At 63.4% G+C, this 25,904-nt stretch carries 22 protein-coding genes, 1 pseudogene and 1 riboswitch; of the genes and pseudogenes, 12 read left to right on the top strand and 11 right to left on the bottom strand.

The features are described 5' to 3' along the window. Positions 1-20 precede the first annotated feature (20 nt). From HMI59_RS01425 to gcvP, 5 genes and pseudogenes are all read right to left on the bottom strand, one after another. Positions 21-1,433: pseudogene (locus HMI59_RS01425) on the bottom strand (L-serine ammonia-lyase). A 276-nt stretch (positions 1,434-1,709) separates the two neighbouring features. Continuing rightward, positions 1,710-3,029, bottom strand: a complete 1,320-nt coding sequence (gene glyA / locus HMI59_RS01420) for a serine hydroxymethyltransferase (RefSeq protein WP_305082395.1) — start codon at positions 3,027-3,029, stop codon at positions 1,710-1,712. Next, complete coding sequence (gene gcvH / locus HMI59_RS01415; protein ID WP_193592571.1) at positions 3,026-3,409, bottom strand: glycine cleavage system protein GcvH; 384 nt, start codon at positions 3,407-3,409, stop codon at positions 3,026-3,028. The genes glyA and gcvH overlap by 4 nt, the downstream gene beginning before the upstream one ends. Positions 3,410-3,430: 21 nt before the next feature. Beyond that, the gene (gene gcvT, locus HMI59_RS01410; RefSeq protein ID WP_193592570.1) at positions 3,431-4,552 is read right to left on the bottom strand and encodes a glycine cleavage system aminomethyltransferase GcvT; all 1,122 of its coding nucleotides are present in this window, start codon (positions 4,550-4,552) and stop codon (positions 3,431-3,433) included. An 11-nt stretch (positions 4,553-4,563) separates the two neighbouring features. Then, the gene (gcvP, locus tag HMI59_RS01405) at positions 4,564-7,437 is read right to left on the bottom strand and encodes an aminomethyl-transferring glycine dehydrogenase (RefSeq protein WP_193592569.1); all 2,874 of its coding nucleotides are present in this window, start codon (positions 7,435-7,437) and stop codon (positions 4,564-4,566) included. A 149-nt stretch (positions 7,438-7,586) separates the two neighbouring features. Further along, positions 7,587-7,686: riboswitch (glycine riboswitch) on the bottom strand. A 320-nt stretch (positions 7,687-8,006) separates the two neighbouring features. Between gcvP and HMI59_RS01400 the strand changes: the two genes are divergently transcribed. The 9 genes from HMI59_RS01400 (at position 8,007) to HMI59_RS01360 (ending at position 18,343) form a co-directional block, all read left to right on the top strand. Then, positions 8,007-10,586: an AMP-binding protein gene (locus HMI59_RS01400; RefSeq protein WP_193592568.1), complete on the top strand. Its 2,580-nt coding sequence runs from the start codon at positions 8,007-8,009 to the stop codon at positions 10,584-10,586. Between the two features lie 76 nt (positions 10,587-10,662). Beyond that, positions 10,663-11,103: a large conductance mechanosensitive channel protein MscL gene (gene mscL / locus HMI59_RS01395; RefSeq protein ID WP_193592567.1), complete on the top strand. Its 441-nt coding sequence runs from the start codon at positions 10,663-10,665 to the stop codon at positions 11,101-11,103. Positions 11,104-11,558: 455 nt separating this feature from the next. Next, a complete protein-coding gene (locus tag HMI59_RS01390; RefSeq protein ID WP_227471496.1) occupies positions 11,559-12,899 on the top strand; it encodes an MFS transporter in 1,341 nt (446 codons plus the stop codon). A gap of 100 nt (positions 12,900-12,999) precedes the next feature. Beyond that, the gene (locus HMI59_RS01385) at positions 13,000-13,689 is read left to right on the top strand and encodes a GntR family transcriptional regulator (protein WP_193592566.1); all 690 of its coding nucleotides are present in this window, start codon (positions 13,000-13,002) and stop codon (positions 13,687-13,689) included. Beyond that, the gene (locus HMI59_RS01380) at positions 13,686-14,495 is read left to right on the top strand and encodes an aspartate/glutamate racemase family protein (protein WP_193592565.1); all 810 of its coding nucleotides are present in this window, start codon (positions 13,686-13,688) and stop codon (positions 14,493-14,495) included. Before HMI59_RS01385 ends, HMI59_RS01380 begins: the two co-directional genes overlap by 4 nt. Positions 14,496-14,519: 24 nt before the next feature. Beyond that, entirely contained in the window at positions 14,520-15,941 is a 1,422-nt protein-coding gene (locus tag HMI59_RS01375) for an amidohydrolase family protein (RefSeq protein ID WP_193592564.1), read from the top strand. Positions 15,942-15,950: 9 nt separating this feature from the next. Further along, entirely contained in the window at positions 15,951-16,679 is a 729-nt protein-coding gene (locus HMI59_RS01370) for an aspartate/glutamate racemase family protein (protein ID WP_193592563.1), read from the top strand. Positions 16,680-16,770: 91 nt separating this feature from the next. Next, entirely contained in the window at positions 16,771-17,556 is a 786-nt protein-coding gene (locus HMI59_RS01365; RefSeq protein WP_193592562.1) for an alpha/beta fold hydrolase, read from the top strand. A 217-nt stretch (positions 17,557-17,773) separates the two neighbouring features. Next, a complete protein-coding gene (locus tag HMI59_RS01360) occupies positions 17,774-18,343 on the top strand; it encodes a hypothetical protein (protein WP_193592561.1) in 570 nt (189 codons plus the stop codon). 922 nt (positions 18,344-19,265) lie between these two features. Here the strand turns inward: HMI59_RS01360 and HMI59_RS01355 are convergent. Genes HMI59_RS01355 through HMI59_RS01340 form a run of 4 tightly spaced genes read right to left on the bottom strand, consistent with a single transcriptional unit; the run spans position 19,266 to position 22,505 of the window. Then, complete coding sequence (locus HMI59_RS01355; RefSeq protein ID WP_193592560.1) at positions 19,266-19,613, bottom strand: hypothetical protein; 348 nt, start codon at positions 19,611-19,613, stop codon at positions 19,266-19,268. A gap of 32 nt (positions 19,614-19,645) precedes the next feature. Continuing rightward, on the bottom strand, positions 19,646-21,019 hold the full coding sequence (locus HMI59_RS01350) for an NAD(P)(+) transhydrogenase (Re/Si-specific) subunit beta (RefSeq protein WP_193592559.1): 1,374 nt from the start codon (positions 21,017-21,019) through the stop codon (positions 19,646-19,648). After that, a complete protein-coding gene (locus tag HMI59_RS01345) occupies positions 21,016-21,345 on the bottom strand; it encodes an NAD(P) transhydrogenase subunit alpha (protein ID WP_193592558.1) in 330 nt (109 codons plus the stop codon). The genes HMI59_RS01350 and HMI59_RS01345 overlap by 4 nt, the downstream gene beginning before the upstream one ends. Beyond that, complete coding sequence (locus tag HMI59_RS01340) at positions 21,345-22,505, bottom strand: Re/Si-specific NAD(P)(+) transhydrogenase subunit alpha (RefSeq protein WP_193592557.1); 1,161 nt, start codon at positions 22,503-22,505, stop codon at positions 21,345-21,347. Before HMI59_RS01340 ends, HMI59_RS01345 begins: the two co-directional genes overlap by 1 nt. A gap of 184 nt (positions 22,506-22,689) precedes the next feature. Here HMI59_RS01340 and HMI59_RS01335 point away from each other — a divergent pair, with 184 nt between their 5' ends. Both HMI59_RS01335 and HMI59_RS01330 read left to right on the top strand, forming a co-directional pair. Then, a complete protein-coding gene (locus HMI59_RS01335; protein WP_193592556.1) occupies positions 22,690-23,301 on the top strand; it encodes an NADPH-dependent FMN reductase in 612 nt (203 codons plus the stop codon). A gap of 110 nt (positions 23,302-23,411) precedes the next feature. Beyond that, a complete protein-coding gene (locus HMI59_RS01330) occupies positions 23,412-23,816 on the top strand; it encodes a hypothetical protein (RefSeq protein WP_193592555.1) in 405 nt (134 codons plus the stop codon). Here the strand turns inward: HMI59_RS01330 and HMI59_RS01325 are convergent. After that, a complete protein-coding gene (locus HMI59_RS01325) occupies positions 23,813-24,490 on the bottom strand; it encodes an HAD family hydrolase (protein ID WP_193592554.1) in 678 nt (225 codons plus the stop codon). The genes HMI59_RS01330 and HMI59_RS01325 overlap by 4 nt on opposite strands. 1 nt (position 24,491) lies before the next feature. Continuing rightward, positions 24,492-24,758, bottom strand: coding sequence for a hypothetical protein (locus HMI59_RS01320; protein ID WP_227471495.1), 267 nt, complete (start codon positions 24,756-24,758; stop codon positions 24,492-24,494). Between the two features lie 294 nt (positions 24,759-25,052). Between HMI59_RS01320 and HMI59_RS01315 the strand changes: the two genes are divergently transcribed. Further along, the gene (locus tag HMI59_RS01315) at positions 25,053-25,832 is read left to right on the top strand and encodes a VOC family protein (RefSeq protein WP_193592553.1); all 780 of its coding nucleotides are present in this window, start codon (positions 25,053-25,055) and stop codon (positions 25,830-25,832) included. Positions 25,833-25,904 lie beyond the last annotated feature (72 nt).

Raw genomic sequence — 25,904 nt, 5'->3', positions numbered from 1 at the left:
ATTTCCTTTGTGATCGATTTTCAGCATTCGACGACGTTGACGGCGAGGCCGCCCATCGCGGTTTCTTTGTATTTGTGGGACATATCCTTGCCCGTCTCACGCATGGTCACGATGACCTCATCAAGGGAAACCCGGTGCGTACCATCACCCCACAACGCCATCTTCGCGGCATTGATCGCCTTCGCCGCAGCGATCGCGTTCCGCTCAATACACGGAATCTGCACCAACCCACCGATCGGATCACACGTCAACCCCAGATTGTGTTCCATCGCGATCTCCGCAGCGTTCTCCACCTGAGCCGGTGAACCACCCATCACCTCAGCCAACCCCGCAGCAGCCATCGACGACGCCGAACCCACCTCACCCTGGCAACCAACCTCCGCACCGGAAATCGAGGCCTGCTCCTTATACAACACACCCACCGCACCAGCAGCGAGCAAGAACCGCACCACCACATCATCCCGGTCCGCCTGCGTGGCCTGGTCCATCCCCGGGGCATAATGCAACGCGTAATACAGCACCGCAGGAATGATCCCCGCCGCACCATTGGTCGGAGCCGTGACTACCCGGCCGCCCGAGGCGTTCTCCTCATTGACCGCCAACGCGATCAGGTTCACCCACTCCTGCCAATACTTCGGATCGTTCCGGTCCTTGTCCTCCTACAACAACCGCTCCAACCAATCAGGAGCACGACGGCGGACCCTCAGTCCCCCGGGCAGCACACCTTCGCGCTTGAGCGACGTTTCAACACAGGCCTCCATCACCGCCCAGATATGCAGCAAACCCTCCCGGATCTCCTCCTCGGACCGGGACGCCCGCTCGTTGATCAGCATGATGTCGCTGATTCCCAGGCCCTTGGACGAGCACCGGCCCAGCAACTCCGCAGCGGTCCGGAACGGCAACGGCAACTCCGCCTTGGACTCTTCCAACTCAGCCCGCGCCGCGTCCTCCTCGCCCTCACGAACAATGAACCCGCCACCCACCGAGAAAAACGTCGCCTCCCTCAGCACGTTCCCCCCGGCATCGGTAACAGCGAACTTCATCCCGTTCGTATGCCGCGGCAACACCGTCAACGGATGCAACACCATATCCTCCACCGCATACGGCAACAGCACACCCTCACCCGAAGCCCCGGCCAGGTTCAGCATGCCCGTCTCCGCGATCGCAGCAAGACGCTCCTCCACCTCACCGGGCAGGATCAACTCCGGCTCAAACCCCTCCAAACCCAGCAACGTAGCCGTAAAAGTGCCATGACCCTTACCCGTCGCAGCCAAAGAACCATACAAATCCACCCTCAACCCCGCCACCGAAGACAGAACACCGGATTCACGAAGCTCCCGCGCAAACACCGCCCCAGCCCGCATCGGACCCACCGTATGCGAACTCGACGGACCAATACCCACGGAGAACAAATCGAAAACACCAACAGCCATGGCTGGGACCTTTCGGGGTCGAAGAAAAAACAACGGGAAGCAAAACAAAAGGTGGGAGCTGGGCCAAGTCCGAGCCAAGGCTGGCCCAGCCCCCGTGGAGGTCCAGTACAAACCTCCAACCCGGTGTAAATGTGCAGCATCCGTTCCCAGCAAATGCCACACCCGGGAGATCAATGCCAGACCGATTCGGGGGTTCGCTGCGCAGTGTGCCGAGGGCACGGCACACTGCGCAGCTAGACCACGAATCGGACGTGGGGCCCGCCGGGTGCCACTAGCTCAGCCGAGGTTCGCAACCCCCGGATAGAGCGGGTGCGCCTCAGCCAGGACCTCGACGCGGTGACGCAGGCCCGAAAGGTCAGCGTCGGCGTCGGCGATCAATGCTTCGGCGATGATGTCCGCAACCTCGCGGAAGGCCGCTTCGCCGAACCCGCGCGTGGCCAGGGCAGGCGTGCCGATGCGCAACCCGGAGGTGACCATCGGAGGGCGGGGGTCGAACGGCACAGCGTTGCGATTGACGGTGATGTCGATCGCGGCGAGGCGGTCTTCGGCTTGCTGGCCGTCGAGTTCGCAGTTGCGCAGGTCTACCAGGACCAGATGAACGTCGGTGCCCCCGGAAACTACAGATATCCCAGCAGCCGTGACGTCGGGCTGCACCAGGCGCTCGGCCAGGATCCGGGCGCCGGCCAGTACGCGTGACTGCCGCTCCCGGAACTCTTCAGAAGCGGCGATCTTGAACGCCACAGCCTTGCCTGCGATCACGTGTTCCAGGGGTCCACCCTGCTGTCCGGGGAAGACGGCAGAGTTGATCTTCTTGGCGACGTCGGCATCGTTGGAGAGGATGATGCCGCCACGGGGACCGGCGAGGGTCTTGTGCGTGGTGGAGGTGGTGACGTGGGCGTGCGGCACCGGCGAGGGGTGCAGGCCAGCGGCAACCAAACCGGCGAAGTGGGCCATGTCCACCATCAGGTAGGCGCCAACGGAATCAGCGATCCGGCGGAACTCTGCGAAGTCCAGTTGCCGCGCGTATGCGGACCAGCCGGCCACGATCAATGCAGGCTTGTGTTCCTGGGCCAGGCGCTCCACCTCGGCCATGTCCACGGTGTGGGTGTCTTCGCGGACGCCATAGGGCACCACGTTGTACAGCTTGCCGGAGAAGTTGATCCGCATGCCGTGCGTGAGGTGACCGCCGTGGGCCAGGTTGAGGCCCATGATGGTGTCGCCAGGCTTGATGAGGGCGTGCATCACGGACGCGTTGGCCTGCGCGCCGGAGTGCGGCTGCACGTTCGCGTATTCGGCACCGAAGAGGGCCTTGATCCGGTCGATCGCGAGCTGCTCGATCACATCAACGTGCTCACAGCCACCGTAGTAGCGCTTGCCCGGGTAGCCCTCGGCGTACTTGTTGGTCAGCACCGAGCCCTGCGCCTGCATCACGGCAACCGCGGTGTGGTTCTCGGACGCGATCATTTCCAGGCCACCGCGCTGGCGGCCCAGTTCGTCGTCGATCTTCGCCGCGATCTCGGGGTCCAGCGACGCGAGGTCGGCGTCCAACGACGGCGATACGACCTGTTCGAATTCAGTCACGGAAACAGGGTTCACAGTTCGCCTCCATTGGCTGCTGCGTACTCTTCGCCCGTCATAAGCGGCCCTTCTTCCGTGGCGGCAACTTTGAACAGCCAGCCGGCACCATAGGGATCGTTGTTGATAAGTGCAGGATCATCGACCACGGCGTCGTTGATCTCGGTCACTTCGCCGGTAACGGGCGAGTACAGGTCGGAAACGGACTTGGTGGATTCCACCTCGCCGCACGTCTGGCCTGCGGTCACCGTGGAGCCAACCTCGGGCAGGTCCACGTAGACAATGTCGCCCAGGGCATCAGCGGCCACCGCAGAGATCCCAATCCCCACAGGGCCGCCGCCATCTGCAGCAACCCATTCATGTTCAGCCGAGTACTTCAGCCCGGCAACAACTTTGCTCATCTCAAAATCCTTCTCTTGTGACTACTTGGAACGCTTGTAGAACGGCAGCGGCACAACTTCGAACGGCTCGGCCTTGCCGCGCAGGTCCACCTCAACGGTGGTACCCGGGGCGGAATGCTCGACGTCGACATACGCCAACGCCACCGGGTAACCGAGCGTGGGGCTCGGCTGGCCGGAGGTCACCTCACCGATGAGGGTGCCGTCCTTCAGAACCGAATAATGCGCGCGGGCTGCACGACGACCGGCGCCCTTGAGGCCGACCAGCTTCTGACCGATCGTGGATCCAACACCGGCAGCCTTGATGGCGGCCAGTGCTTCCTTGCCCACAAAATCGCTTTCCTTGGACAACGCCACGACCGGGCCGAGTCCGGCTGCGTAGGCGTTGACGTGGCGGGAGAGCTCGTTGCCGTAGAGTGGCATACCCGCTTCAAGGCGGAGCGAGTCGCGGGCTGCGAGGCCTGCCGGAATGAGGCCGTGGCCTTCCCCGGCTTCAAGCAACGCTTCCCACAGCTCAGCGGCATCCTGGTTGGGAACGTAGATCTCGAACCCGTCCTCGCCCGTGTAGCCAGTGCGGGCCAGCAGCAGCTGGTCGCCAGCGATGGAAACCTCGACGGCGGCGTAGTACTTCAGTTCCGTGACCAGCGAGTGCTGCTCCGCGGGGACCAGCTTGAGCAGGATTGCCTCGGCGTTCGGTCCCTGAACGGCGACCAGGGACGTCTCAGCGGAGGCGTCCTCAACAACGACGTCGAAACCGGCGGCGCGCTCCAGCAGGGCAGCGGCCACCACGGCAGCGTTGCCGGCGTTCGGAACCACGAGGAACTTATCCGCAGCGCGACGGTACGTGATCAAGTCATCGATGATTCCGCCGTCGGCATCGCAGATCAGCGAGTACTTCGCTTTGCCTTCTGCCACCGCGGACAACTTGCCAACCAGCGCGTAGTCCAGGAACGCGGCGGCCTGCGGCCCGGTGACCCAGACTTCACCCATGTGGGAGAGGTCGAACAGGCCCGCGGCGTTGCGGACGGCGTGGTGCTCGGCCAGCTCGGATTCGTACTTCAAGGGCATCTGCCAGCCGCCAAAATCCGTGAAGGAGGCGCCGGTTTTTTTGTGCTGCTCGTAGAGAGCGGTGTAGTTCTCAGACATGTCAGGGTCCTTTAGTTCGCAAGCTCTGCTGTGTTTTCCTCGAACGCTTCGAGGGGCGGGCACGAGCAAACGAGGTTGCGGTCGCCCGCAGCACCGTCAATCCGGCCAACCGGCGGGAAGTACTTGTCCTGCTTGAGGCTCGGCACCGGGAAGGCTGCCTGCTCACGCGGGTAGTTGCGCTCCCAGGATGAACTCACGACGGCGGCTGCCGTGTGCGGTGCGTTGCGAAGCGGGGAGTCCTCCACGGAGAAGTCGCCGCTGGCTACCTGCTCAATCTCGGCCCGGATGGTGATCATGGCTTCGATGAAGCGGTCGATCTCGGCCAGGTCCTCGGACTCTGTGGGCTCAACCATGAGGGTGCCGGCCACCGGGAACGCCAGGGTGGGGGCGTGGAAGCCGAAGTCGATGAGGCGCTTGGCCACGTCCTCGGCGGTCACGCCGGTGCGGGCGGTCAGTTCACGGAGATCCAGGATGCACTCGTGGGCAACCAGTCCACCTTCGCCCGTGTAAAGGACAGGGAAATGCTCGTTCAAGCGGGAAGCTACGTAGTTGGCAGCCAGCAGGGCGGACTTGGTGGCTTCGGTCAGTCCTTCGCCGCCCATGAGCTTCACGTAAGCCCAGGAGATGGGGAGCACGCCGGCCGAACCGAAACGGGAGGCCGAGATGGCAACGCCATGCCCTTCCTCATGCGCTGCCTTATTGGCATCGCCCGGCATGAACGGGGCCAGGTGCGCCTTCGCAGCAACGGGGCCGACGCCGGGTCCGCCACCACCGTGGGGGATGCAGAAGGTCTTGTGCAGGTTCAGGTGGGACACGTCGCCGCCGAACTTGCCCGGCTGGGCCAAGCCAACCAGCGCGTTCAGGTTCGCGCCGTCGACGTACACCTGGCCACCGGCTTCGTGCACTGCCTCGCACACCTCAACAACGTCGGCGTCATACACCCCGTGCGTGGACGGGTAGGTGATCATGATGGCCGACAGGACCTCGCGGTTGGCCTCAATCTTGGCCTTGAGATCCTCGTGGTCGATGGTTCCATCGGACGCCGTGGCAACCACCACTACCTTCATGCCCGCGAGCACGGCGGACGCTGCGTTGGTGCCGTGAGCCGAGGCGGGGATGAGGCAGACGTTGCGCTGCTGGTCTCCGCGGGAGTGGTGGTAGCCGCGGATGGCGAGGAGTCCGGCAAGCTCGCCCTGGGACCCCGCGTTCGGCTGGATGGAGACCTGGTCGTAACCCGTGATCTCCGTCAGGTCAGCTTCCAGGCCAGAGATCAGCTCACGCCAGCCCTCAGTCTGGGAATCCGGAGCGAACGGGTGGATGGAGGCGAACTCGGGCCAGGAAATTGCTTCCATCTCCGCCGTGGCGTTCAGCTTCATGGTGCACGAACCCAGCGGGATCATGGTGCGGTCCAGCGCCAGGTCCCGGTCGGACAGCTTGCGGATGTAGCGCAACAGCTGCGTCTCGGAACGGTGCGTGCTGAACACGGGGTGCTGCAGGAAGTCGGAGGTGCGGAGCACGTCCGAGGCCAGTTCGAACCCTGCCGCGTCCCCGACCGGACCAGCGCCAAAGGCGACGGCAACCGCGGAGAGGACCTCCGGCGTCGTGGTTTCATCAACGGAAACACCCACGGTGTCCTCGTCGATGCGGCGGAGGTTGATGCCACGTGCTTCGGCGGCACCGATCACCTTGCTTGCCTTGCCCGGGACGCGGACGGTGAGGGTGTCGAAGAACGAATCGGAGACGAGTTCGCGGCCGGCCTTCTGCAGTGCCGTGGCCAGAACGCGAGCGTGGCCGTGCACAGTCTCGGCGATCGCTTTGAGTCCGTCCGGACCGTGGTACACCGCGTACATCGAGGCAACGATCGCGAGCAGGGCCTGTGCCGTGCAGATGTTGGACGTGGCCTTTTCGCGGCGGATGTGCTGCTCGCGGGTCTGCAGGGCGAGGCGGTAGGCGGGAACGCCGGCGTTGTCCTTGGACACACCAACGATGCGGCCCGGGAGGGTGCGCTCCATGCCCTGGCGGACGGCCATGTAAGCGGCGTGCGGGCCACCGAAGAACAGCGGAACGCCGAAGCGCTGCGCGGTTCCGACGGCGATGTCCGCACCCTGTTCGCCCGGGGGCGTGATGAGGGTGAGTGCCAGCAGGTCGGCGGCAACGGTGACCAGTGCACCGCGCTCCTTCGCGGACGCGATCACGGGGGCGTGGTTGAACACCCGGCCCGAGACGCCCGGCTGCTGGAGGACGACGCCGTTGATGTCGCCGTCGGGCAGTCCTGCGGAGAGGTCCGCAACCTCCACCTCGAAGCCGAGCGCTTCAGCGCGGCCCTTCACGATCGCAATGGTCTGCGGGAAGAGGTCGGCGTCCAGGACGGTCTTGCCGTCCTTCGCGGTCTTGTCCTTGTTGGCGCGGCGCATGAGCAGCACGGCCTCGGCAACGGCGGTGGCTTCGTCAAGGAGGGAAGCGTTGGCAATCGGAAGGCCAGTGAGGTCCTGGACCATGGTCTGGAAGTTCAGGAGTGCTTCGAGGCGGCCCTGGGAAATTTCGGGCTGGTACGGAGTGTAGGCGGTGTACCAGGCCGGGGACTCAAGGATGTTGCGGCGGATCACCGGGGGCGTGATGGTGTCGTAGTACCCCTGGCCGATCATCTGGACGGCAGTCTTGTTCTTGGCCGCGAGCTTGCGGAGTTCGGCCAGGACCTGGGTCTCGCTGAGGGCCTTCTGCAGGGTCAGCGGCGAGGACTGGCGGATGGAATCGGGGACCGCAACGTCAACCAGGCCATCAACGGAGTCGTAGCCGATGGCCTTGAGCATGGTGTCGATATCGGCCTGGCGGCGGGCGCCGATATGCCGGTCCGCGAACGCGGTGGGGGAGGATTGAACAGTCAAGAGGAACTCCAGGATTCAGGCGCCCGCTGAGCGCCATGGTGAATACGGGTTCCTCCCCGCTCTGTATTGGACCTGAGAGATTCCGTGGACTTGGTTGCCCACTTGCACCGTCGGTGAGCCCGGTTGCCCGGACTGCTTTCCAGAGTTGCCTCGCCGCGGCGGTACATGGGCCTGAGAGATTCCTGGGGAGGATTTGCTCCTACGGCGCCTGACTGGATGTACCCGGCAGGACTCTCCCGCCGCAGATCAAAAGCGTGTGCGCCACCTCGGTGACACGCTTTACACCATAGCGGGTGATCGCGAAGAAAGGCAAGACGCGCAGGTCAGGGCGGTTGGGAAGTGATAGAGCGTCCGCGGTGGGGCGGCGGGAAGTGATAGAGGATCTCCCGTAGGGCGGCGGGAAGTGATAGAGCGTCCGTCGGGTCCGTTGCTCTATCACTTTCCGGCCCCTTTTTCGGCTTGCTCTATCACTTTCCGGCCCTTTTCCCGGCTTGCTCCAGGGCTTCACAATTCGGAACCGCCCACAAATCCATTTGAGTTAGGTTAGGCACACCTTCTATCTTGCCTTGGTGAGTATTCAGCCGGATTTGGCCGGAGTCGCCTTTGCCTCCCACTTGGCATCGTTTGGAGACCGGCCCGCAGTACACCTCGGAACAGGCACGGTTAGCTACGCCCAACTGGCTTGCCGCGTCCAGGAGATGGCGGCGTCGTTTGGCGGCGTCCGCCGCCTGGTCGCCCTCGAGGCCGACAACACACTGTCCTCGTTGACGGTGTATCTGGCAGCCCTCTCGTCAGGTCATCCGCTGCTCATCCTCCCCTCCGGCGGAGGCCCCGCCGTTGAGACACTACTGGCGGCCTACGAGCCTGACCTCATTGCGCGGTCCGTCGACGGCGGGACAATCCTTGAAGAACGGCACTCCGGGAGCAAGCACGAACTCCATCCCGAACTCGCCCTGCTGCTGAGCACTTCCGGCTCAACCGGATCACCAAAACTGGTCCGCATCTCCGCAGCATCCGTGCAGGCGAATGCGCAGGCCATTGCGCAGTACCTGCATCTCCGCCCGAATGACACGGCGGCCACCACGCTTCCCCTGTCCTACTGCTACGGCATGAGCGTCGTGAACAGCCACCTTCTGGTGGGTGCCTCGATTGCGCTCACGGATCTATCCGTGGTTGACCCGTGCTTCTGGGAGCTGATGCGGTCACGGTGCGTCACGTCTTTTGCCGCGGTTCCGTACACCTTTGACCTGCTCGAACGCGTGGGCTTCGAAAACATGGAGTTGCCCAGCCTCCGCTACATCACTCAGGCGGGCGGACGCCTGGACCCTGCACGCGTGCGCCGTTATGCGCAGCTCGGCCAGGAGCGCGGCTGGGATCTCTTTGTGATGTACGGCCAGACCGAAGCGACAGCACGGATGGCGTACCTTCCCCCGGATGAGGCCGCCGATAACCCCCACGCCATAGGGGTCCCCATTCCCGGGGGATCCTTCCGGCTGGAGCCCGTGCCCGGCCTGGATGAGAGCGAGCTCGTCTACTCCGGGCCGAACGTCATGCTGGGTTACGCCGAGCAGCCATCTGACCTCGCCCGGGGACGGGACATCACCGAGCTCCGCACGGGCGACCTCGCACGCAGGGGGCCGGGAGGCTTGTACCAGATCGTCGGGCGGCGGAGTCGCTTCGTGAAGATCGTGGGGCTGCGCGTTGACCTGGGACGGGTCGAAAAGATCCTGGCCGACTACGGCGTCACGGCAGCAGTTGCCGGGACCGACAGAGGCCTCGTGGCCGCGGTCGAAGGCGAGCATGAACTCTCCATTCTCGCGAAGGCCGTGGCACAGGACCTTGGCATACCCCGGGCGGCGTTGACCCTCTGCTCAGTCGACTCGATTCCACGGCTGGTCAACGGAAAAACGGATTACCCTGCCGTCCTCGCCTTGGCATCGCAGGAGCCGCAAAGAAACCCGTCCGCAAAAGCCTGCGATGACCCCAGGACCATCTTTGCCGATGTTCTTGAGCGGACCGACGTCAAGGAAACGGACACGTTCGTCTCATTGGGCGGCGATTCGCTCTCCTACGTAGCCGCGTCGGTCCGGCTGGAAAGTGCCTTGGGCTACCTTCCCGATGGGTGGCACCTGATGCCGGTGTGCGAACTGACTCCCAAAGAACCGGAAGCGAAGCCAGCAGGGCCCAACAAGGCGGCACGTAACGCGCAGCCGGGGACTGCACCGCAGCGTCGCAGGTTGATTGCGCGCATGGAGACCGGGATCGTCCTGCGGGCAGTGGCCATCTTCTTTATTGTTTCCACCCATGTGGGCCTCTTCGACTGGGAAGGGACGGCCCACGTCCTGATAGCGGTGGCTGGATACAACTTTGCCCGGTTCCAGCTGTCGGGCCCGCGCCGGGAACGGCTCAAGCGGCAACTGAAGGCGGTGGCACGGATCGCCCTGCCCAGCATGGCGGTGATCGGCGTGGCCTTCGCCATCACGGACGACTACGGTTGGCACAACATTTTCCTGCTCAATACGTTGGTGGGTCCCCAGGGCTGGACCGACATGTCGCGCTTCTGGTTCATTGAGATCCTGGTGCACATCCTCGTGGGCCTGGCGGCGCTGCTGGCCATCCCCGCCCTGGACAGGGCACAGCGCAGGTGGCCGTGGCTGCTTCCACTCAGCCTCGCAGCGATTGACCTGCTCCAACGCTTCGATGTGATCGAACTCCCCTACCCCGGGCAGGGGCCCGTACTGTGGCTCTTCGCCTTCGGCTGGGCCGCCGCTTTGTCCAAGACGTGGTGGCAACGCTCGGCCATGACCCTCGTGGCGCTGCTGACCATTCCGGGATCGTTCTCCAGCGAACCCCGCAGCGCTACGGTCCTGGTGGGGTTCCTCATCCTGCTCTGGATAACCACCCTGCCTGTGCCTCGCGGCCTTCACCGGATCACTGCGCTGCTGGCCACGTCTTCCATGTACATCTACGTGACGCATTGGCTTGTTTATCCACTGTTCGCCGAGGCCAGCCTCGGCCTGGCAGTTGCGGCATCGCTGGCCGGTGGCATCGCCTATTGGGCGTTTGCCACGAGGGCCATGGGTGCCGCCGAAAGGTGGCTTGGCCGCCGTCGGCCTTCACGTGCCTCCACCGCGGAGGCCGTCGCGTGACATCGCCCTGATACTTGCGGGTGGTATTTTGTTCTCTGCTTTGAGCGATGAGCACCGACTGATCAGAGGACATGACATGTTTAAGGGTTTCAAGGACTTCATACTCCGCGGCAACGTGATCGAGCTGGCGATCGCCGTCGTTATTGGCAGCGCCTTCACCGCACTGGTAGGCGCGTTCACCAACAACATCATCAACCCGGTGATCGCAGCAGCCGGCGGCGTCAACGCCGATGGCCTGGGCTTCCGGATCTGGCCGGACAATGAGGCTACGTTCGTGAACCTGGGGGCCGTCCTGACCGCCTTGGTGACGTTCCTGATCACCGCCGCCGTGGTCTATTTCATCTTCGTAGCGCCCATGAACAAGATCAATTCCATGGTCAAGGACCGACTGTCCACCGAAGAGCCCGAAGAGGAACCGCTGCCGGCCGACACCGCCCTGCTGGCCGAGATCCGCGACCTTCTTAAGGAAGCAAACGGCCGCGGGAACCGCGACCTGGACAGCGACGCCGTCCGCTAAAAACACAGCACGACGGCGGCCGGGCAGCTGGCATACCCTGGTCGGGTTAAGCCCAACTCACCAGAAGCGTCGGTATCCCAAGCAGCCGCAGCAGCCAATTACCAGCCTCACCGAAAACCCGGTGAACCTACCAAGGTTCGCCGGGTTTTCGCATTTCGGAAGCGGAGTCGCAGCGATCGATAGCCACTGAGCCTTTCGGCGCAGAAACCATCGGTCACAATGTGTTCGCAGTGCTTGTATACCAAAACCCTTGACAGTGCCGCGCATCACACCTACTTTTGATTTTGGGATCCCAAAACGGGATCCCAAAAGATCCATCACCGGCTGCGGGCACGTTCCACCGACGAGCAGGCACCGCAACAGTTGCCGCCGGTAAGGGTCACGCTGCGGCGGTATCCCGCTCCGGCCACCCCAAAGACATTCCCATCCCGTCGACTCCTACTGAAGGAGAAGCTGTGTCTACCGAAAACGCCCAACTGGCAACCCAGGACACCGAGCAAAAACCCGGCAAGAACGGTGTGCAGCGACGCACGAACGTCCGCTGGAAGCTCTTCATCCTCTTGTTGCTCCTGGTGGCGGTCAATTACATCGACCGTGGTTCCATCTCCGTTGCTCTCCCCATCATCCAAAAAGAATTCAACCTCGCCCCTGAACTCGTTGGCCTGCTGCTCTCCGCGTTCTTCTGGACTTACGCCCTCATGCAGATTCCCGTCGGCTGGCTGATCGATAAATTCGGCCCCCGCAAGGTTGTCACCGCATCATGCGTGGGCTGGGGTGCGGCCACCGCTGCTTCCGGTTTCGCCGGCGGCTTCCTCAGCATGTTCATCGCACGTTTGGGCATCGGCGTCACCGAGGCAGGCGTCATGCCTGCCGGCGGCAAGCTTAACGCCATCTGGATGCACAAGAAGGAACGTGGCCGCGGCGCCACCATCCTCGACGCCGGTGCACCCCTCGGCGCCGGTCTTGGCGGCATCCTCATCACCTGGCTGATCGCCTCCACCGGCAGCTGGCGGATGTCCTTCATCATCGCCGGCGCAGCCACAGTCCTCATGGGCCTGGCCGTCTGGTGGTACATCCGTGACAACCCCCGCCAGCACAAGGGCGTGAACGATGCCGAAGCCAGCTACATCGAGGAATCCCACGCCGAGGAAGACGCCGAGGCCGCCCGTGAAGGGGCACAGGGCAAGCGCGCCCTCCTGCCTTACCTGAAGTTCCGTTCCTTCTGGGCCATGTGCTTCGGCTGGCTCGGCTTCAACGGAGTGTTCTACGGCCTGCTGACGTGGGGTCCGCTGTACCTGGCACAGGCAAAGGGCTTTGACCTGAAGACCATCGGCTGGTCCACGTTCGTGATCTTCGGCGCCGGCTTCGTCGGCGAGATCCTCGGCGGCGCCATCGCGGACAAGTGGCGGGCCTCCGGCGCTTCGGCCAACAAAGTCATGCGGACCCTGCTGGGTATCTCCAGCCTCGTCGTAGTCGGCGGCCTGGTTGGCGTGACGATCGTCCCGGACCCGATCACCGCCGTCGTCCTCCTCTCCGCAGTCCTGTTCTTCCTCCGCTGGGTAGGCCTCTTCTGGTCCATCCCGTCCATCCTTGGCGGCCGTACCAACGCCGGCGTGCTGGGTGGAGCGATGAACTTCAGCGGCAACATTGCCGGGTTCGTCACGCCGATTGTGGTAGGCCTGATTGTCGGGGCCACCGGCTCCTACACCTGGGCACTGCTGTACTTCGTTGGATCCGCTGTGGTCATGGGCATCTCCGTCCTGGCCCTCGATTACAACAAGCGGCTCCCGGTCTGACTCGCACTCACCGGGCCGGCCGGAGGGTCCTGAACCACCCAATGGCCGGGCACCGCCGGGACCGGGCGCATTGCCTTACACATCACGAAATGGAGCTCACATGCTGACCGCAGAAGACACGAACAACACGGACCGTCCCCTCCGGGAATCCGTGCGTGACACGCTCCGTTCCAGGATTTTCGAAGGGCATTATGCGCCCGGTACCCGGCTGGTGGAGCGGGACCTCGCTGCCGAGTTCAACGTTTCCCGGCTCCCCATCCGCGAGGCGCTCCGGATGCTCCGTCAAGAAGGCCTGATCCGCGACCGTGCTGGGCGCGGTTCGGAGGTCAGCGGCTTGAGCGCCAAGGACGTGGAAGACCTCTTCGACGTCCGGCAGTCACTCGAAGTCCTCGCCTGCCGGCTGGCCGCCAAGCGCGCCACCGCAGAAGACCTCCGCCACCTCGAGAGCCTCCTCGACCAAGCCGAAAAGTTCCTCGCGAAAGGCTCCATCCTGGAAGCCCACCGCGCCAACAGCGAATTCCACGATGCCATCACCCGCATCGCCAACAACGACTTTCTCCGCTCCGCACTGGAACCCCTCCAAGGCCGCATGCACTGGCTGTTCCGCCACGTCAGCGACCTGCCCGAACTCATCCGCGAGCACCGCGAACTCTACGCAGCCATCGCCAGCGGCGACCCTGACCGCGCGGCCCACCAGTCGGCGTCGCACGTCAGCAAGTACCGCGACCAGTTCCCGGAGGAAACCGGCGCGGGCGTGCCCGAACCCAGAAAACTAAGAAAGAAACCATGAAACTCCTGGTCATCAACCCCAACATCAGCGACGACGTCACGGCGCTCATCGAGGCAGAAGCCCTGCGTTCAGCCGGCGAGGGTACCAAGCTGGTAGTCCGGACCGCCGGGCACGGCGTCGAGTACATCGAGACGCGCTTTGAATCCCTGATTGCCGCCGGCGCGGTTGCAGAGCTGATTGCCGAATACACGCACGACGACGGCACTTCAGCTTCGGACGCAGGCGCAGGTTCCGCCATTGACGGCGTCGTCGTGGCCGCGTTCGGCGATCCCGGCATGCCGGCCCTGAAGGAACTGGTGGACATCCCCGTCATCGGGATCACGGAAGCGGCCCTGTGCGCCGCAGCCCTGCAAGGCCAGCGCTTCTCCATCATCGCTATCTCCGACCGCATCCAGGCCTGGTACCGCGACTGCGTGGAACGCTTCGGTTTCGGCGGCCGCCTCGCGTCCATCCGTTCCATCAACCAATCCCTCAATTCCATCGGCTCGGTCCAGGCAGACTTCAAAGAAACCCTGCTGGCACTGAGCCGGCAGGCCGTCACCGAGGACGGAGCCGACGTCGTGATCCTCGCCGGCGCCCCGCTCGCCGGACTGGCCCGCGACCTGGAAGGCCAAATCCCCGTCCCGGTGGTAGACGGCATCTCGGCAGGGATCCGCATGGCCGAGGCCGTGGTCTCCCTCAAGTCCGGCACCCACCGGGGCGGCTCCTTCGCGGCCCCGCCGGTCAAAGCGCGCCGCGGCCTCTCCCCTCACCTCGACGCCGCCATGACCGCCGCGCAAGCAGCGCACCTCTCGGCCACGTCCTAAGAAACCCAGAACAGGAGGACGAAGATGTCCCAACTCCCAGACCTCGTGATCGCCAACGGCACGGTGGTGAACAGTTTCGGGCGGCAGTCCGCCCACGTCATCGTCGACGGCGGAAAAGTCACCGCACTGCTCGACGCCACCGAACCCGTCCCCGCAGCGGCCCGCACCGTGGATGCTGCAGGCATGCTGGTGATTCCCGGCGGCGTGGACGGACACTGCCACGTCGCACAAGTGACCGGCCGCTTCCGGACACTGGACGACTACGCCACCACCTCCACCGCAGCACTGTGGGGCGGAACCACCACCATCATCGATTTCGGCATCCCCCGCGACGCCCAGGAAACACCACTCGAGGCAGTGCTCAACAAGAAACGCCTCGCGCAGGAGTCCCGCTGCGACGTTGCCCTGCACGGCTCAGTGATCGCCTGGGACGAGACCGTTCCGTGGCAGCTCGAACAGCTCGCCGCCGAGGGCGTCCGGTCAGTGAAGATGTACACCACCAACCGCGGCACCACCATGGCGGACAACGACACCATCCTGAAGGTCATGCGCGAAATGGTGCGCCTGGACGGCCTCACGTACATCCATGCCGAACACGACGCCATCATTGCCGATTGCACCGAGCAACACGCCTCCGATGGCCTGATCGGAATCGAACACCTGCACCGCACCCGGCCCGAACTCGCCGAGGAAGTCTCCGTCAAGGAAACATTGGCCATGGCCGAGTACACCGGAGCCCCCGTCTACTTCGTCCACCAGTCCACGCCCGGCGCAGTGGACCTGGTGACCGCCGCCCGCGAGCGCGGCCAGGAAGCCTACTCCGAGACGTGCCCGCACTACGTCACGCTCGATGAGAGCGTGTACGGATCCACCTTCCCCGAGTGGTACGCCTGCTGCCCGCCGATGCGCAACGCCGAAACCGTGGCTGCCCTGAAGGAACGCCTCGCCTCCGGTGCCATCCATACGGTCTCCTCGGACCATTCCTGCTACGACCTCTCCCAAAAACGCGAGCGCACGGACGACATCCGCTTCATGCCTCACGGCCTGCCCGGCGTCGAGACCCGGATGCCCGTTGCCTTCACGGCCATGGTCACCGAGTCAGGCGGATCCATAGAGGACTTCGTGGAGGTCTTCTCCGCCGGCCCCGCACGCATCAACGCCCTCCCTCGAAAAGGCGCCATCGTCGAAGGCTTCGACGCGGACCTGGTGATCTTCGATCCCGCCGCACAGCGAACCGTCGACGGCGGTGCGCTGCACATGGGGACCGACTTCTCGCCTTTCGAAGGGAAGACGCTGAACGGCTGGCCCGCCGTCGTTATCTCCAACGGCCGGGTGGTCTTGGACGCCGCTGGCTTCCACGATCCCGGAGCGGCGGGCCGCTTCATTGCCCGCAACGGCTTCACCGAACACCATTCCCTTTCTGCACCTGTTTCCGCTTCCGCCTAGGAGACCCCCATGCCTTCACTTGACCGCCCTACCCGCATCGGCATGATCGTGCCGTCCTCCAACACATGCCTGGAACCCCAGACCTACCGGATCCTCGGCGACCGCCGGGACGTGACCATCCATTCCACCCGAATCCCGGTGACCCGTATTGCGCTGGATGATTCCTCGGACAAGCAGTTCGATTCGTCCGTGATGAGGGCTGCCGCCGAATTGCTGGCCACGGCGAACGTTGATGTCATCGCTTGGAACGGGACATCGGGATCCTGGCTCGGCGCCGCGCATGACCACGCCATGGTCCGGGAGATCACCGAAGCCACCGGCATCCCGGCCACAACCTCGACGCTGGCCTACCTTTCCGCGTTTTCCGAGTTCGGGACCGAGCGGATCGGGCTGTTCACGCCCTACACCCCGGATGTGAATGACGCCGTGATCGCTTCCTACGCCCGCGAGGGGATCAAGACCATCGACCACCGCCATCTGGACCTGAGCGACAACGAATCGTTCGCACGGGTGACGGACGACGAGATGCTGCCGGGTTCGCTTGAGCTCGCAGCATCCCATCCTGATGCGTTGGTGTACCTCTGCACCAACCTGTACGGCGCCAACATCACGGCGGAGGTGGAGGCTCGCACCGGAGTACCCGTTCTCGATTCCGTGGCGGTGACCCTCTGGCACGCTTTGAAGCTGGCCGGGGCGCCGCTCCTGGACCCCAAGTGGGGGAAGTTGCTGGCGGGCTGACGCCCTCCGGGGGTGGCGTTCCGCACGCCGCACGCCGCTCGCCAATCGCAAAACGCTGAGTGGGCTCCAGCTAGGCCTGTAGGCTCGGGTCGTGATTGCTCAAGTCTTAGGAGAAGGCCTTCCGTTAGTCGTAATCCACGGATTCGGCGTTGATCATCGGATCATGCTGCCTTTGGAGGGCGCCATTGAAGAATCCGGGTGGCAGCGCATCTATATCGACCTGCCGTGGGCGGAAGGAAATGCTGACAACAACGCCTCTAGCGCAGACCACGTCTCACAAGGGGCGCTCGACGACATCCATAAGTGTCTCGGCGACCGGCCGTTCGCGGTGCTAGGCAACTCCTTCGGAGGCATGGTTGCCCGTTACATCGCTCATGAGCGTCGAGATCAGGTCCTTGGCCTGGCCACTCTTGCGGGTGTTTACGAGCCGATCCATCAGGCGCGCACTCTTCCCCGCCGGCAGGTTGTCCGGGAGGACGCCTCCGTCCTGGCTTTGGCTGGCCAGATTAGGGATGACTACGAGGCGATGGCCGTCGTTCAGAGCGAGGCAACTCTGGAGGCGTTCACCCGGTATGTACTTCCCGGGCTTCGCGGCGCGAACCAAACCATTCTTGAACGGGTGGCCGAACAGTACGCGCTCTCGGTCCAACCGGAGATCGCGCACCCTGCCCCGTTCGAGGCGCCCTCGTTGCACCTTTTCGGCCGGCAGGATCACGTGACTGGCTACGAGGATGGGTGGAAGCTCCGCGACCACTATGTCCGGGGAACTTACGCGGTGCTGGATTCCGCTGGCCATAATGTCCATCTTGAACGCCCGGAACTCACTGCCGCCCTAGTGAAGGACTGGCTTGTACGGACGGGCACGGCCGCCCGGTAAAGGATCCCCTGCCGGGCACCCCATGCCTCTCAGTAGCAGTTCAGTGAAGGCTGTTCGAGGTCGCGTCGCTAGGACACTTTGGGGTTGAGGGTGGGGTCGGCACGGAAGGCAGCGACCATTTCTTGGAACCTCAGAGGACGATGACACCGGGTTGTATTCATACAAGGGCAACGGCCAATACAACGACGGAACACAGGTGGTCGAGGAGCCCTGGTACATGAAGGCCCAACCCGCACCCCCGCCGGGTAATTTGGTGAAAGGAAGTACTTCGTTCCAACGACAAGCCGGGCCTGCAACGTACTTGAATCAACGAGGATGGCATCAAATCGGTTCGTACAAATACGAACAGCGGTATCCTCTTATCGATATTCAAGAGTACTCAGCGGCTGCGATTACCAAAGTCTTCCGAGAACATCCCAAGGAGATATTCCCATTTCCCGTTGAAGGATGCGCGACCTTCACAGAAGGTGCGACTTGCAGGCTTAAGTCAGCGCATCCGGTGATTCTTTTTGGCGACCGTGATGGGACGGTTCGAGTAAATCTAAAGTCTGAGACGAACGTTACCTTTACAGTAGTCTCGAATGACTACTTTGATGCACCCGGTTCAACGATCAGCTTTGATATCGTGCAACGAGGTGACGTTCCGGTGCTCACTCAGACCGCGGATGCACACGGTACTAACCCGATCATCTCCCTCGGTATAAATACGACAGGCCAGCAATGGATACCATGGTTTACGCAAGCAGCATATTTGACCTCGGCAGTGAAGAAGTACGGTGAAAAGTAGATCTTGGGCCAGGCGGTGGCGCGACGGCACACTCGCGTACCGTCTCCTGTGGCTAGGTGTCCTGATGGGGAGCGCGGTGGCGCTTGCCGCACGCGTATACTACATCTTTACAGAATTCAATTTAGCCTTTTTGCAGTCCGCAATGATGTATTTTATATTTTTTGAGATCCCTATCGGGGTTATAGCTGGCCTCATCATTGCTGGGTTAGTAATTTTATGCAACCGAGTACTTCCCTCACAGGTTCCCAGAATTGTGCGTGCAATCGTCGTGGGTCTAATTGCTTGGATTTCATCAAGCGTATTCGTAGCCTTGTACATGACTAACGTAGTTATTGGGATTGACCCATGGCTGATCGGGATACTATTTGGATTTTTCCTAGGATTCGCCTTTGCCGTAGTCAGCCACCGACATGGATCGCTCGACCGCCAGAAACCCAACTTCAAACGATAGTCACAGATCAATGCGCTGTACCCCTGGCTTCCGCGGGGCCGGATACTTCCGTCCCGCCGGATCCAGAAATGACGGACATATTCCCGTTCTCCCACTAGCCGCTCAATCATCGAAGCCCTTCGCCGCTGGTTTGCCGGATGGCAGACTGTAGATATGGACAGAATGAACCGCACAGCGCTCCAGCCCTGCCGATGGGCCGGCACCCCAGAACGAAGGCGTCTCTGACGGCGTCGGGCAATCCAAAGGAGTGCCCGTAAGCCGGTCCTTCACCGGCCGCTCCGTCCCGGCCGTTCGACTCTCTGGACTTCCGCGTGTTTCCGTCATTCTCGGATTCCCGTATACCCCGCCCGAATTACTGCCCGGTGAAGGGGCCCTAAACGCTACAGTCCGAAGCAGGCACCGGAGTACCCGTTCTCGATTCCGTGGCGGTTACCCTCTGGCATACCCTGAAGCTAGCCGAGGCGCCGGAGCTCAGTCCTTGTCGATCAGATCCAGGAGCTTGCCCAGGGCGTCCCGGATGTCGTCGTAATCATTCTGGCCGGCACGGCTTTCGGCTGAGATGACGCCGCATCGATGGATCTTCTTGAAGTCGCCGATGGGGAACTTGTAGTGGCCCTTCTGGTCGTCCGGGTGGTCGTCGTCCACGCCGAGGTACCACTTGCCGTACTCAGCGAAGTCGTGCTTTACGAGGAACGAGTTTTCTTCCTTGGTTGAGGGCGCGTGCTCGCTCCAGTCGTCCCGCTCATCCTTGGCCACTTTGCCGTACTTGATCAACTTAGTGGCGTGGTCCAAGGCCTTCTTGTTGAGCTTCACTGCCATCGTCCGGGCTCCTTATCCATACGCAGGTTTGTTTACAGTGCCTTCACGGCGCCGAGCACTTTGGTCAGCGAATCCTTGGCGTCCCCGAACAGCAGCGTGGTTTGCGGCTCGTACAGGAGATCGTTTTCGATGCCCGCAAAGCCGGGCCGCATGGATCGCTTGAGGAACACCACTTGCCGGGCATCTGCCACTTCCAGGATGGGCATCCCGTAAATGGGCGAGCCAGCAGTGGTCTTGGCTGCCGGGTTCACCACGTCATTGGCACCGACCACCAAGGCCACGTCCGCGGTCTTGAATTCCGAATTGATGTCCCCCATTTCCTTCAACGACTCATAGGGCACGTTCGCCTCCGCGAGCAGCACGTTCATGTGCCCGGGCATGCGACCGGCCACGGGATGGATCGCGAAGTCAACCTCCGTCCCACGCGATTCCAGGGCCGAGGCAAGCTCTGCCGCCGTGTGCTGGCCCTGCGCTACGGCCAAACCGTAGCCGGGCACGATGATCACCCGTTGCGCATAGCCGAGGAGCACAGCCACGTCTTCTGCGCTGGAAGAACGCACGGGCCGTTCGCTCACGGCCGTGGACCCCGCCGTCGAGCCTCCCTTGAAGGCGCCGAACATGATGCCGGCGACGCTCCGTCCCATGGCCGCGGCCATGGCGCGGGTCAGGATGGTGCCGGATGCCCCCACCAGCGTGCCCGCCACCAGGAGCAACACGTTCCCCAGGACCAGGCCGGAGGCTGCAACCGCCAGGCCCGTGAAGGCGTTCAAGAGCGAAATGACGATCGGAACATCGGCACCGCCAACCGGAAGGACCAGCAGCACGCCGGCAACCAGCCCCAGCACGAGGAGCACCACGGCCAAGCCAATGGAACCGTCAAGAATCACCACCACGCCCACGGCTACGGCAGCCAACAACACAAGAGCCATCAGCACGGGCAGGCCAGGAAAGGTGACCGGCCGCGTGGTCATGAGTCCCTGCAGCTTCGCGAACGTCACGGCGGAACCGGCAAAGGACACCGCCCCCACCAACAACGTGAACACAATCGCCAAGCGCACCCACGGATCATCCGTGTGCGGCAGCTCCAGCAATGCCACCAAGGCCGCCGCACCGCCGCCCACGCCGTTGAAAAGGGCCACGAGCTGCGGCATCTGGGTCATCTGGACGCGCCGGGCAACCGGCGCTGCGACGCCGGATCCCACCACGATCGCGCCCAAAATCCACGGGATGTTGTCCAACTTCACGGACAAGAACACCGTCACTACTGCCAGCAGGGCGCCAAACGCGCCGATGAGGTTGCCGCGGCGGGCCGTCTTCGGCGAACTCAATCCCTTCAGCGCGAGGATGAAACAGGCAGCCGCAGCAAGGTACAGGAGGGCAGTCCAGGTGGGGTCGAGGAGCGTCATGGCCGCTGCTCCCCTGCGCTACCGGCAGCGTCAGTGCCCGACGGCGGCCGCTGCCTTCCGCGGAACATCTCCAGCATGCGGTCGGTCACCACGAAGCCGCCCACGAGGTTGGCCGTGGCAAGCACAACCGCCAAGAGGGCGACCGCCAGCACCCAGGGGTCCGAAGCTTGCCCGGCCACGATGATGGCTCCAACAAGGATGATGCCGTGGATGGCGTTGGCCCCGGACATCAACGGCGTATGGAGTGTGCTGGATACCTTGGAGACCACCTCGAAACCGACGAACACCGCCAGCACGGTGATCGTCAGCAGGCTCATACCGTCCATCAACGCGCTCCTTCTGTTCCGAGTGCAGCGAGGGCCTCCGCCGTTGGACCGTGCCGGATGGCACCGTCGTGGGTCAGGCAGGTTCCGGCCACCACTTCGTCGTCGAAGTCCGGGGCCACCGATCCGTCGCGGGTCATGAGGGCCAGAAGGTTGGCCACGTTCTTGGCGTAGAGCCGCGAAGCATCGGCCGGCATGGCTGAGGCGGCGTCTTTCATGCCTACCAGTGTGACCTCGCCCTGCCCGTCGGCGGTGGGTATATGCAGGTCCTGCCCGGGAATCACGCCCTCCACATTGCCTCCGGACTCCGCAGCCAAGTCCACCACCACGGACCCCGGGCGCATGCCTTGCACCATCTCGCGGGTTACCAGCATGGGCGCACGCCTCCCGGGCACCGCAGCTGTGGTGATGAGGACATCGGCTTGCGCCACGTGCGGGGCCAGCAAAGCCCTCTGTAAAGCACCCCGATCAGCGCTGAGCTCACGCGCGTAGCCGCCGGACGCCTCCGCAGTTTCGAGGTCCAGTTTGATGAACGTTCCACCCATGGAAGCCACCTCATCGGCCGAGGCGGGCCGGATGTCGTTGGCCGAGACCCGTGCTCCCAACCTCTTTGCCGTGCCAATGGCCTGCAACCCGGCCACACCCGCCCCCAACACCAGCACGCGGGCAGGCGGGATGGTCCCTGCAGCAGTCATGTAGAGGGGAAAGAAGCGCGGCAAACGCATCGCAGCTTCGAGCACGCAGCGGTATCCGGCAACCAGCGCCTGGGATGTCAGTGCATCCATGGACTGGGCCCGGGAGATGCGTGGAACCAGTTCCAGGGCGAAGGAGGTGATGCCGCCGGCGGCGAGCGCGCGAACGGTAGGCAACTCCGACGACGGCGACCCCAGCCCCACGGTGACGGCGCCACGACGGAGGGCTCCCGCCGTCGTCGGGTCCATGGGACGCACGTGGCAGTAGACATCGATCGTGCTGAGGTCCAAGGAAGGAACGACGGCGGCACCCGCCGCCTGGTAGTCGGCGTCGCTGTGGCCGGAGGCGACGCCGGCATCTGACTCGATCTCGACGTCGAGTCCCAGCCCTTTCAGCTGCTTGACGGTTTCCGGTGTTGCCGCCACCCGCCGCTCGCCGTCGAGCGTTTCGCGTGCAATGCCTGCTCTCACCGCCACCCCTCTCCGGAGCTGTCCAGACCATGATTGCCACGAGTCTATGACCGCAAAGCCTCTGGCGGGAGTAGGGGGCTGCGCTATGTGCGCAACTCAACTAGGGTCGGACGTGAGCTGGGGCAACCAGCCTCCGCACGTCGACGAGCCGGTTCCGGCCGTGCCGTCGGAAAGGAACGCCGCCGTGGATTCATTCAAGATCGGCTATTTCGTCGGAAGCCTCTCAAGTACCTCCATCAACCGGACCCTCTCCAAGGCCCTGATCAGGGTCTCACCGCCTGAACTCGAGTTCCACGAGATCGCCATCAAAGACCTCCCGCTGTACAGCTCTGACTACGACAACGACTTTCCGCCTGCAGGCCGCGCGCTTAAGGACGCAATCGCGGCGTCGGACGGCATCCTCTTCATTTCCCCCGAATACAACCGCTCCATTCCCGGGGCTTTGAAGAACGCTATCGACTGGGGTTCGCGGCCTTGGGGGACCAACTCGTTCGCCCGCAAGCCCACGGGCATCATCGGTGCTTCGCCGGGCGGCATCGGCACCGCGGTAATGCAGTCGTCCATGCGAAGCGTCCTCAGCTTCCTGGACGCACCGCAGTTGAACGCACCTGAGGCGTACATACGGTTTGTGGCAGACGCGTACGACGACGATGGCACGGTGAGGGACGAAGGTACCGCCTCGCTTTTGCGCCACTACATGGAGGAGTACAGCGCGTTCGTCCAGCGTGTCCTGGCCGCCAACGCCCCCGGCCACATCGGCGACCGCGAGCCCGATGCTGACAAGCTGAACCGCTAGGGAAGGAAAAGGGCCGCACATCTCCCGGGTGTGCGGCCCACTTCTTGCGATTTAGTCAGTATGCTTATTACTGTGAAGGTCCTCGGACACGCCCCTACCCAGGAGAAACGATGCTTCGCAGAATAACCTCAACCGCATTCGCCCTGACCCTGCTGTTCGGCTCCTTGCTGACGGCCGGCGCCGCCAACGCTGCCGGACCCGCTTCAGGGCATGTTGGCAACCACGTTGCCGCAACCACCCCAAGCCCCTCCCCCGAGGCCACCAACCCGTCAGGCCCATCAACCCAAACACCGACTAATCCCGGACCGTCACAGGGCGCATCCGAAACCCCGAACCCGGCCAGCAGCGGTCCGGCCAATCCCGGCACGGGCGAATCGGATCCACAGGAAGAGAACCGCACCAGCGTCATTCCGTGGATCCTTGGAGCCGCAGCCCTGGTCATCATCATCCTGGTGATTGTGTGGGCCATCCGCGGACGCGGCCGGAACAAGGAAGTACGGGACGATCAGCGCTAACGGGCCAATTTCCCGATCGCACTGCTTTCGAGATTTTCCAGGAGGTGCCGCGGATTGTCATAGATCTCCGCGGCACCCGCATCCCGCAGTTCACCCTCGCTGATGCCGCCGCAGGTCAACGCGATGGCAGGAATACCAATGCTCCCGGCGGCCTTCACATCCCATACGGCGTCGCCGACGAATACTACATCCTCAGGCCGGAGCCCCAGCTTCTCCAGACAAGCCAACAGAATGTCCGGTTCCGGCTTGCTTGCCTCGGCGTCATTGGAACTCGTCCACGCGTCGATCGAAGTCCCCGCGTCCAGCACCTTACGGCTGACGTCCAAATCGCGCTGTTGCGCCGAGGAAGCCAGGCCCACAGCCAGGCCGGCGTCAGAACAGGCCGCCAAGAGGTCCCGTGCCGCGTCGAAGGCGCGCAGGGACGGCCAGAACGTCGAGAACACGGCGCTGTGCGCCGACTTCAGCTCCTCTTCCAACTCTTCCGTGCAGCCCGGGACCAGATGCCGGACCAGCTTGTCCCCGCCCATGCCAACGCAGCGGTGAATGTCGGAGAGCTGCACATCCAGGCCCTCACGCCGGAACGCCTGCCACCACGCCAAGGCATGGAAATAGCTGGAGTCGATCAGCGTCCCGTCGACGTCGAACAGGACACCCTTCTTTTTGGATCCGGACACGTCAGCCCACCTCGACCTGCGCAGGAGCGGGGCCGGCGAGCGCCCGATCCATCATGAATTCTTCCGACTCAAGGAGCGCGTAGCGATCCGCCGAACCCTGCCGCAGCAGGCCGGTGCCAGCTACTTCCCGGAGTGCCTCCACAGCCCTCACGGCTTCTTTCTTTGAGGAGTAACGCTTGGACAGCCCCATCAAGGTGTCCTCGCCGTCCACCATCAGCACGCGGTAGCCCCCATCGGGAGCATCAACCAATTCCAGATGTCCTGCCAACCCAAACCTCCTCGTTCTGACGCCTCCGCTTAGTAAGTTTACTTAGTATATCGCGGCTCGCGCAGTCCTATGACATGCACGACGGCGGAGGGCAGCTTGCGCTTGCCCGCTTCCGTGCCGCGGCAAGACCAAGGATTGCGGTCACCGTGCCCGACGACTTGGAAAAGCGGTACTGATCCGTGTCACGAATCCGGTTGCACCCACACAAGGAGATTGGCTGCTTCCCCGGAACACCCGCGCATGGTGTTCCGGGGAGGCAGCTGACCTGTTTGCAGCGCATACCGAGGAGTCAGCATGTCCACCAAGATTTCCAAATGGCCCGCCGGGACGCCCATGTGGGTAGACCTGTCAGTCGACGATGTGGAGGCTGCCAAAACCTTCTACACCGGCCTGTTCGGGTGGGACTACCTTTCCGGGGACGATGAGGCAGGATATCTCCTGGCTCAACTCAACGGCCATGCTATAGCGGGCCTCGGCCCCAAGGATGACCCGGCCATGCCTTCCGCATGGACCACTTTCATGGCCTCCGACGACGTCAATGCCACCGCTGAGCGGATCCGTGAGTCCGGCGGCCAGGTTCTGATGGCGCCGTTCGACGTCATGGATTCCGGCAGGATGGCCATCGCCGCGGACACCACCGGAGCCGCCTTCGGCGTATGGCAGGCCGGAAACCACATCGGCGCTGAACGCGTGAATGAACACGGCTCATTGTGTTGGAATGAACTCCACACCTCCGACTACGCGGAAGCCCGGGCCTTCTACACGGGGGTCTTCGGCTTCACTTACCACGAGGTCACAGGAGCCGACATGGTTTACGCCACCTGCCTCCGGGACTCCGACCGCCGGGAAGTGGCCGGCATTCACCACGACACCCAAATCCCGCAGAGCGACCCCGCGTACTGGCTCACCTGGTTCGCCAGCGATGACGTCGCATTGACGGCTGCGCGGGCACAAGAACTCGGTGCAACACTGCTGGTCCCGGTGTCCGATACACCCTTTGGCCGGATGGTCATCGTTGAAGCACCGCAAGGGGACGTCTTCGGAGTTATCGCCGTGGCGCCGGCCAACGACTAAGTGACGGCACGCGGTGGCCGGGATGGGCCGTGACCACCGCATGGCGTGAAAAGCCCGACGGCGGCAGCACCG

Source organism: Paenarthrobacter sp. YJN-5 (assembly GCF_015040095.1).
Classification (GTDB): domain Bacteria; phylum Actinomycetota; class Actinomycetes; order Actinomycetales; family Micrococcaceae; genus Arthrobacter; species Arthrobacter ureafaciens.
The sequence above is the reverse complement of the archived record's forward strand: the minus strand, read 5'-3'. Positions and strand labels throughout refer to the sequence as shown.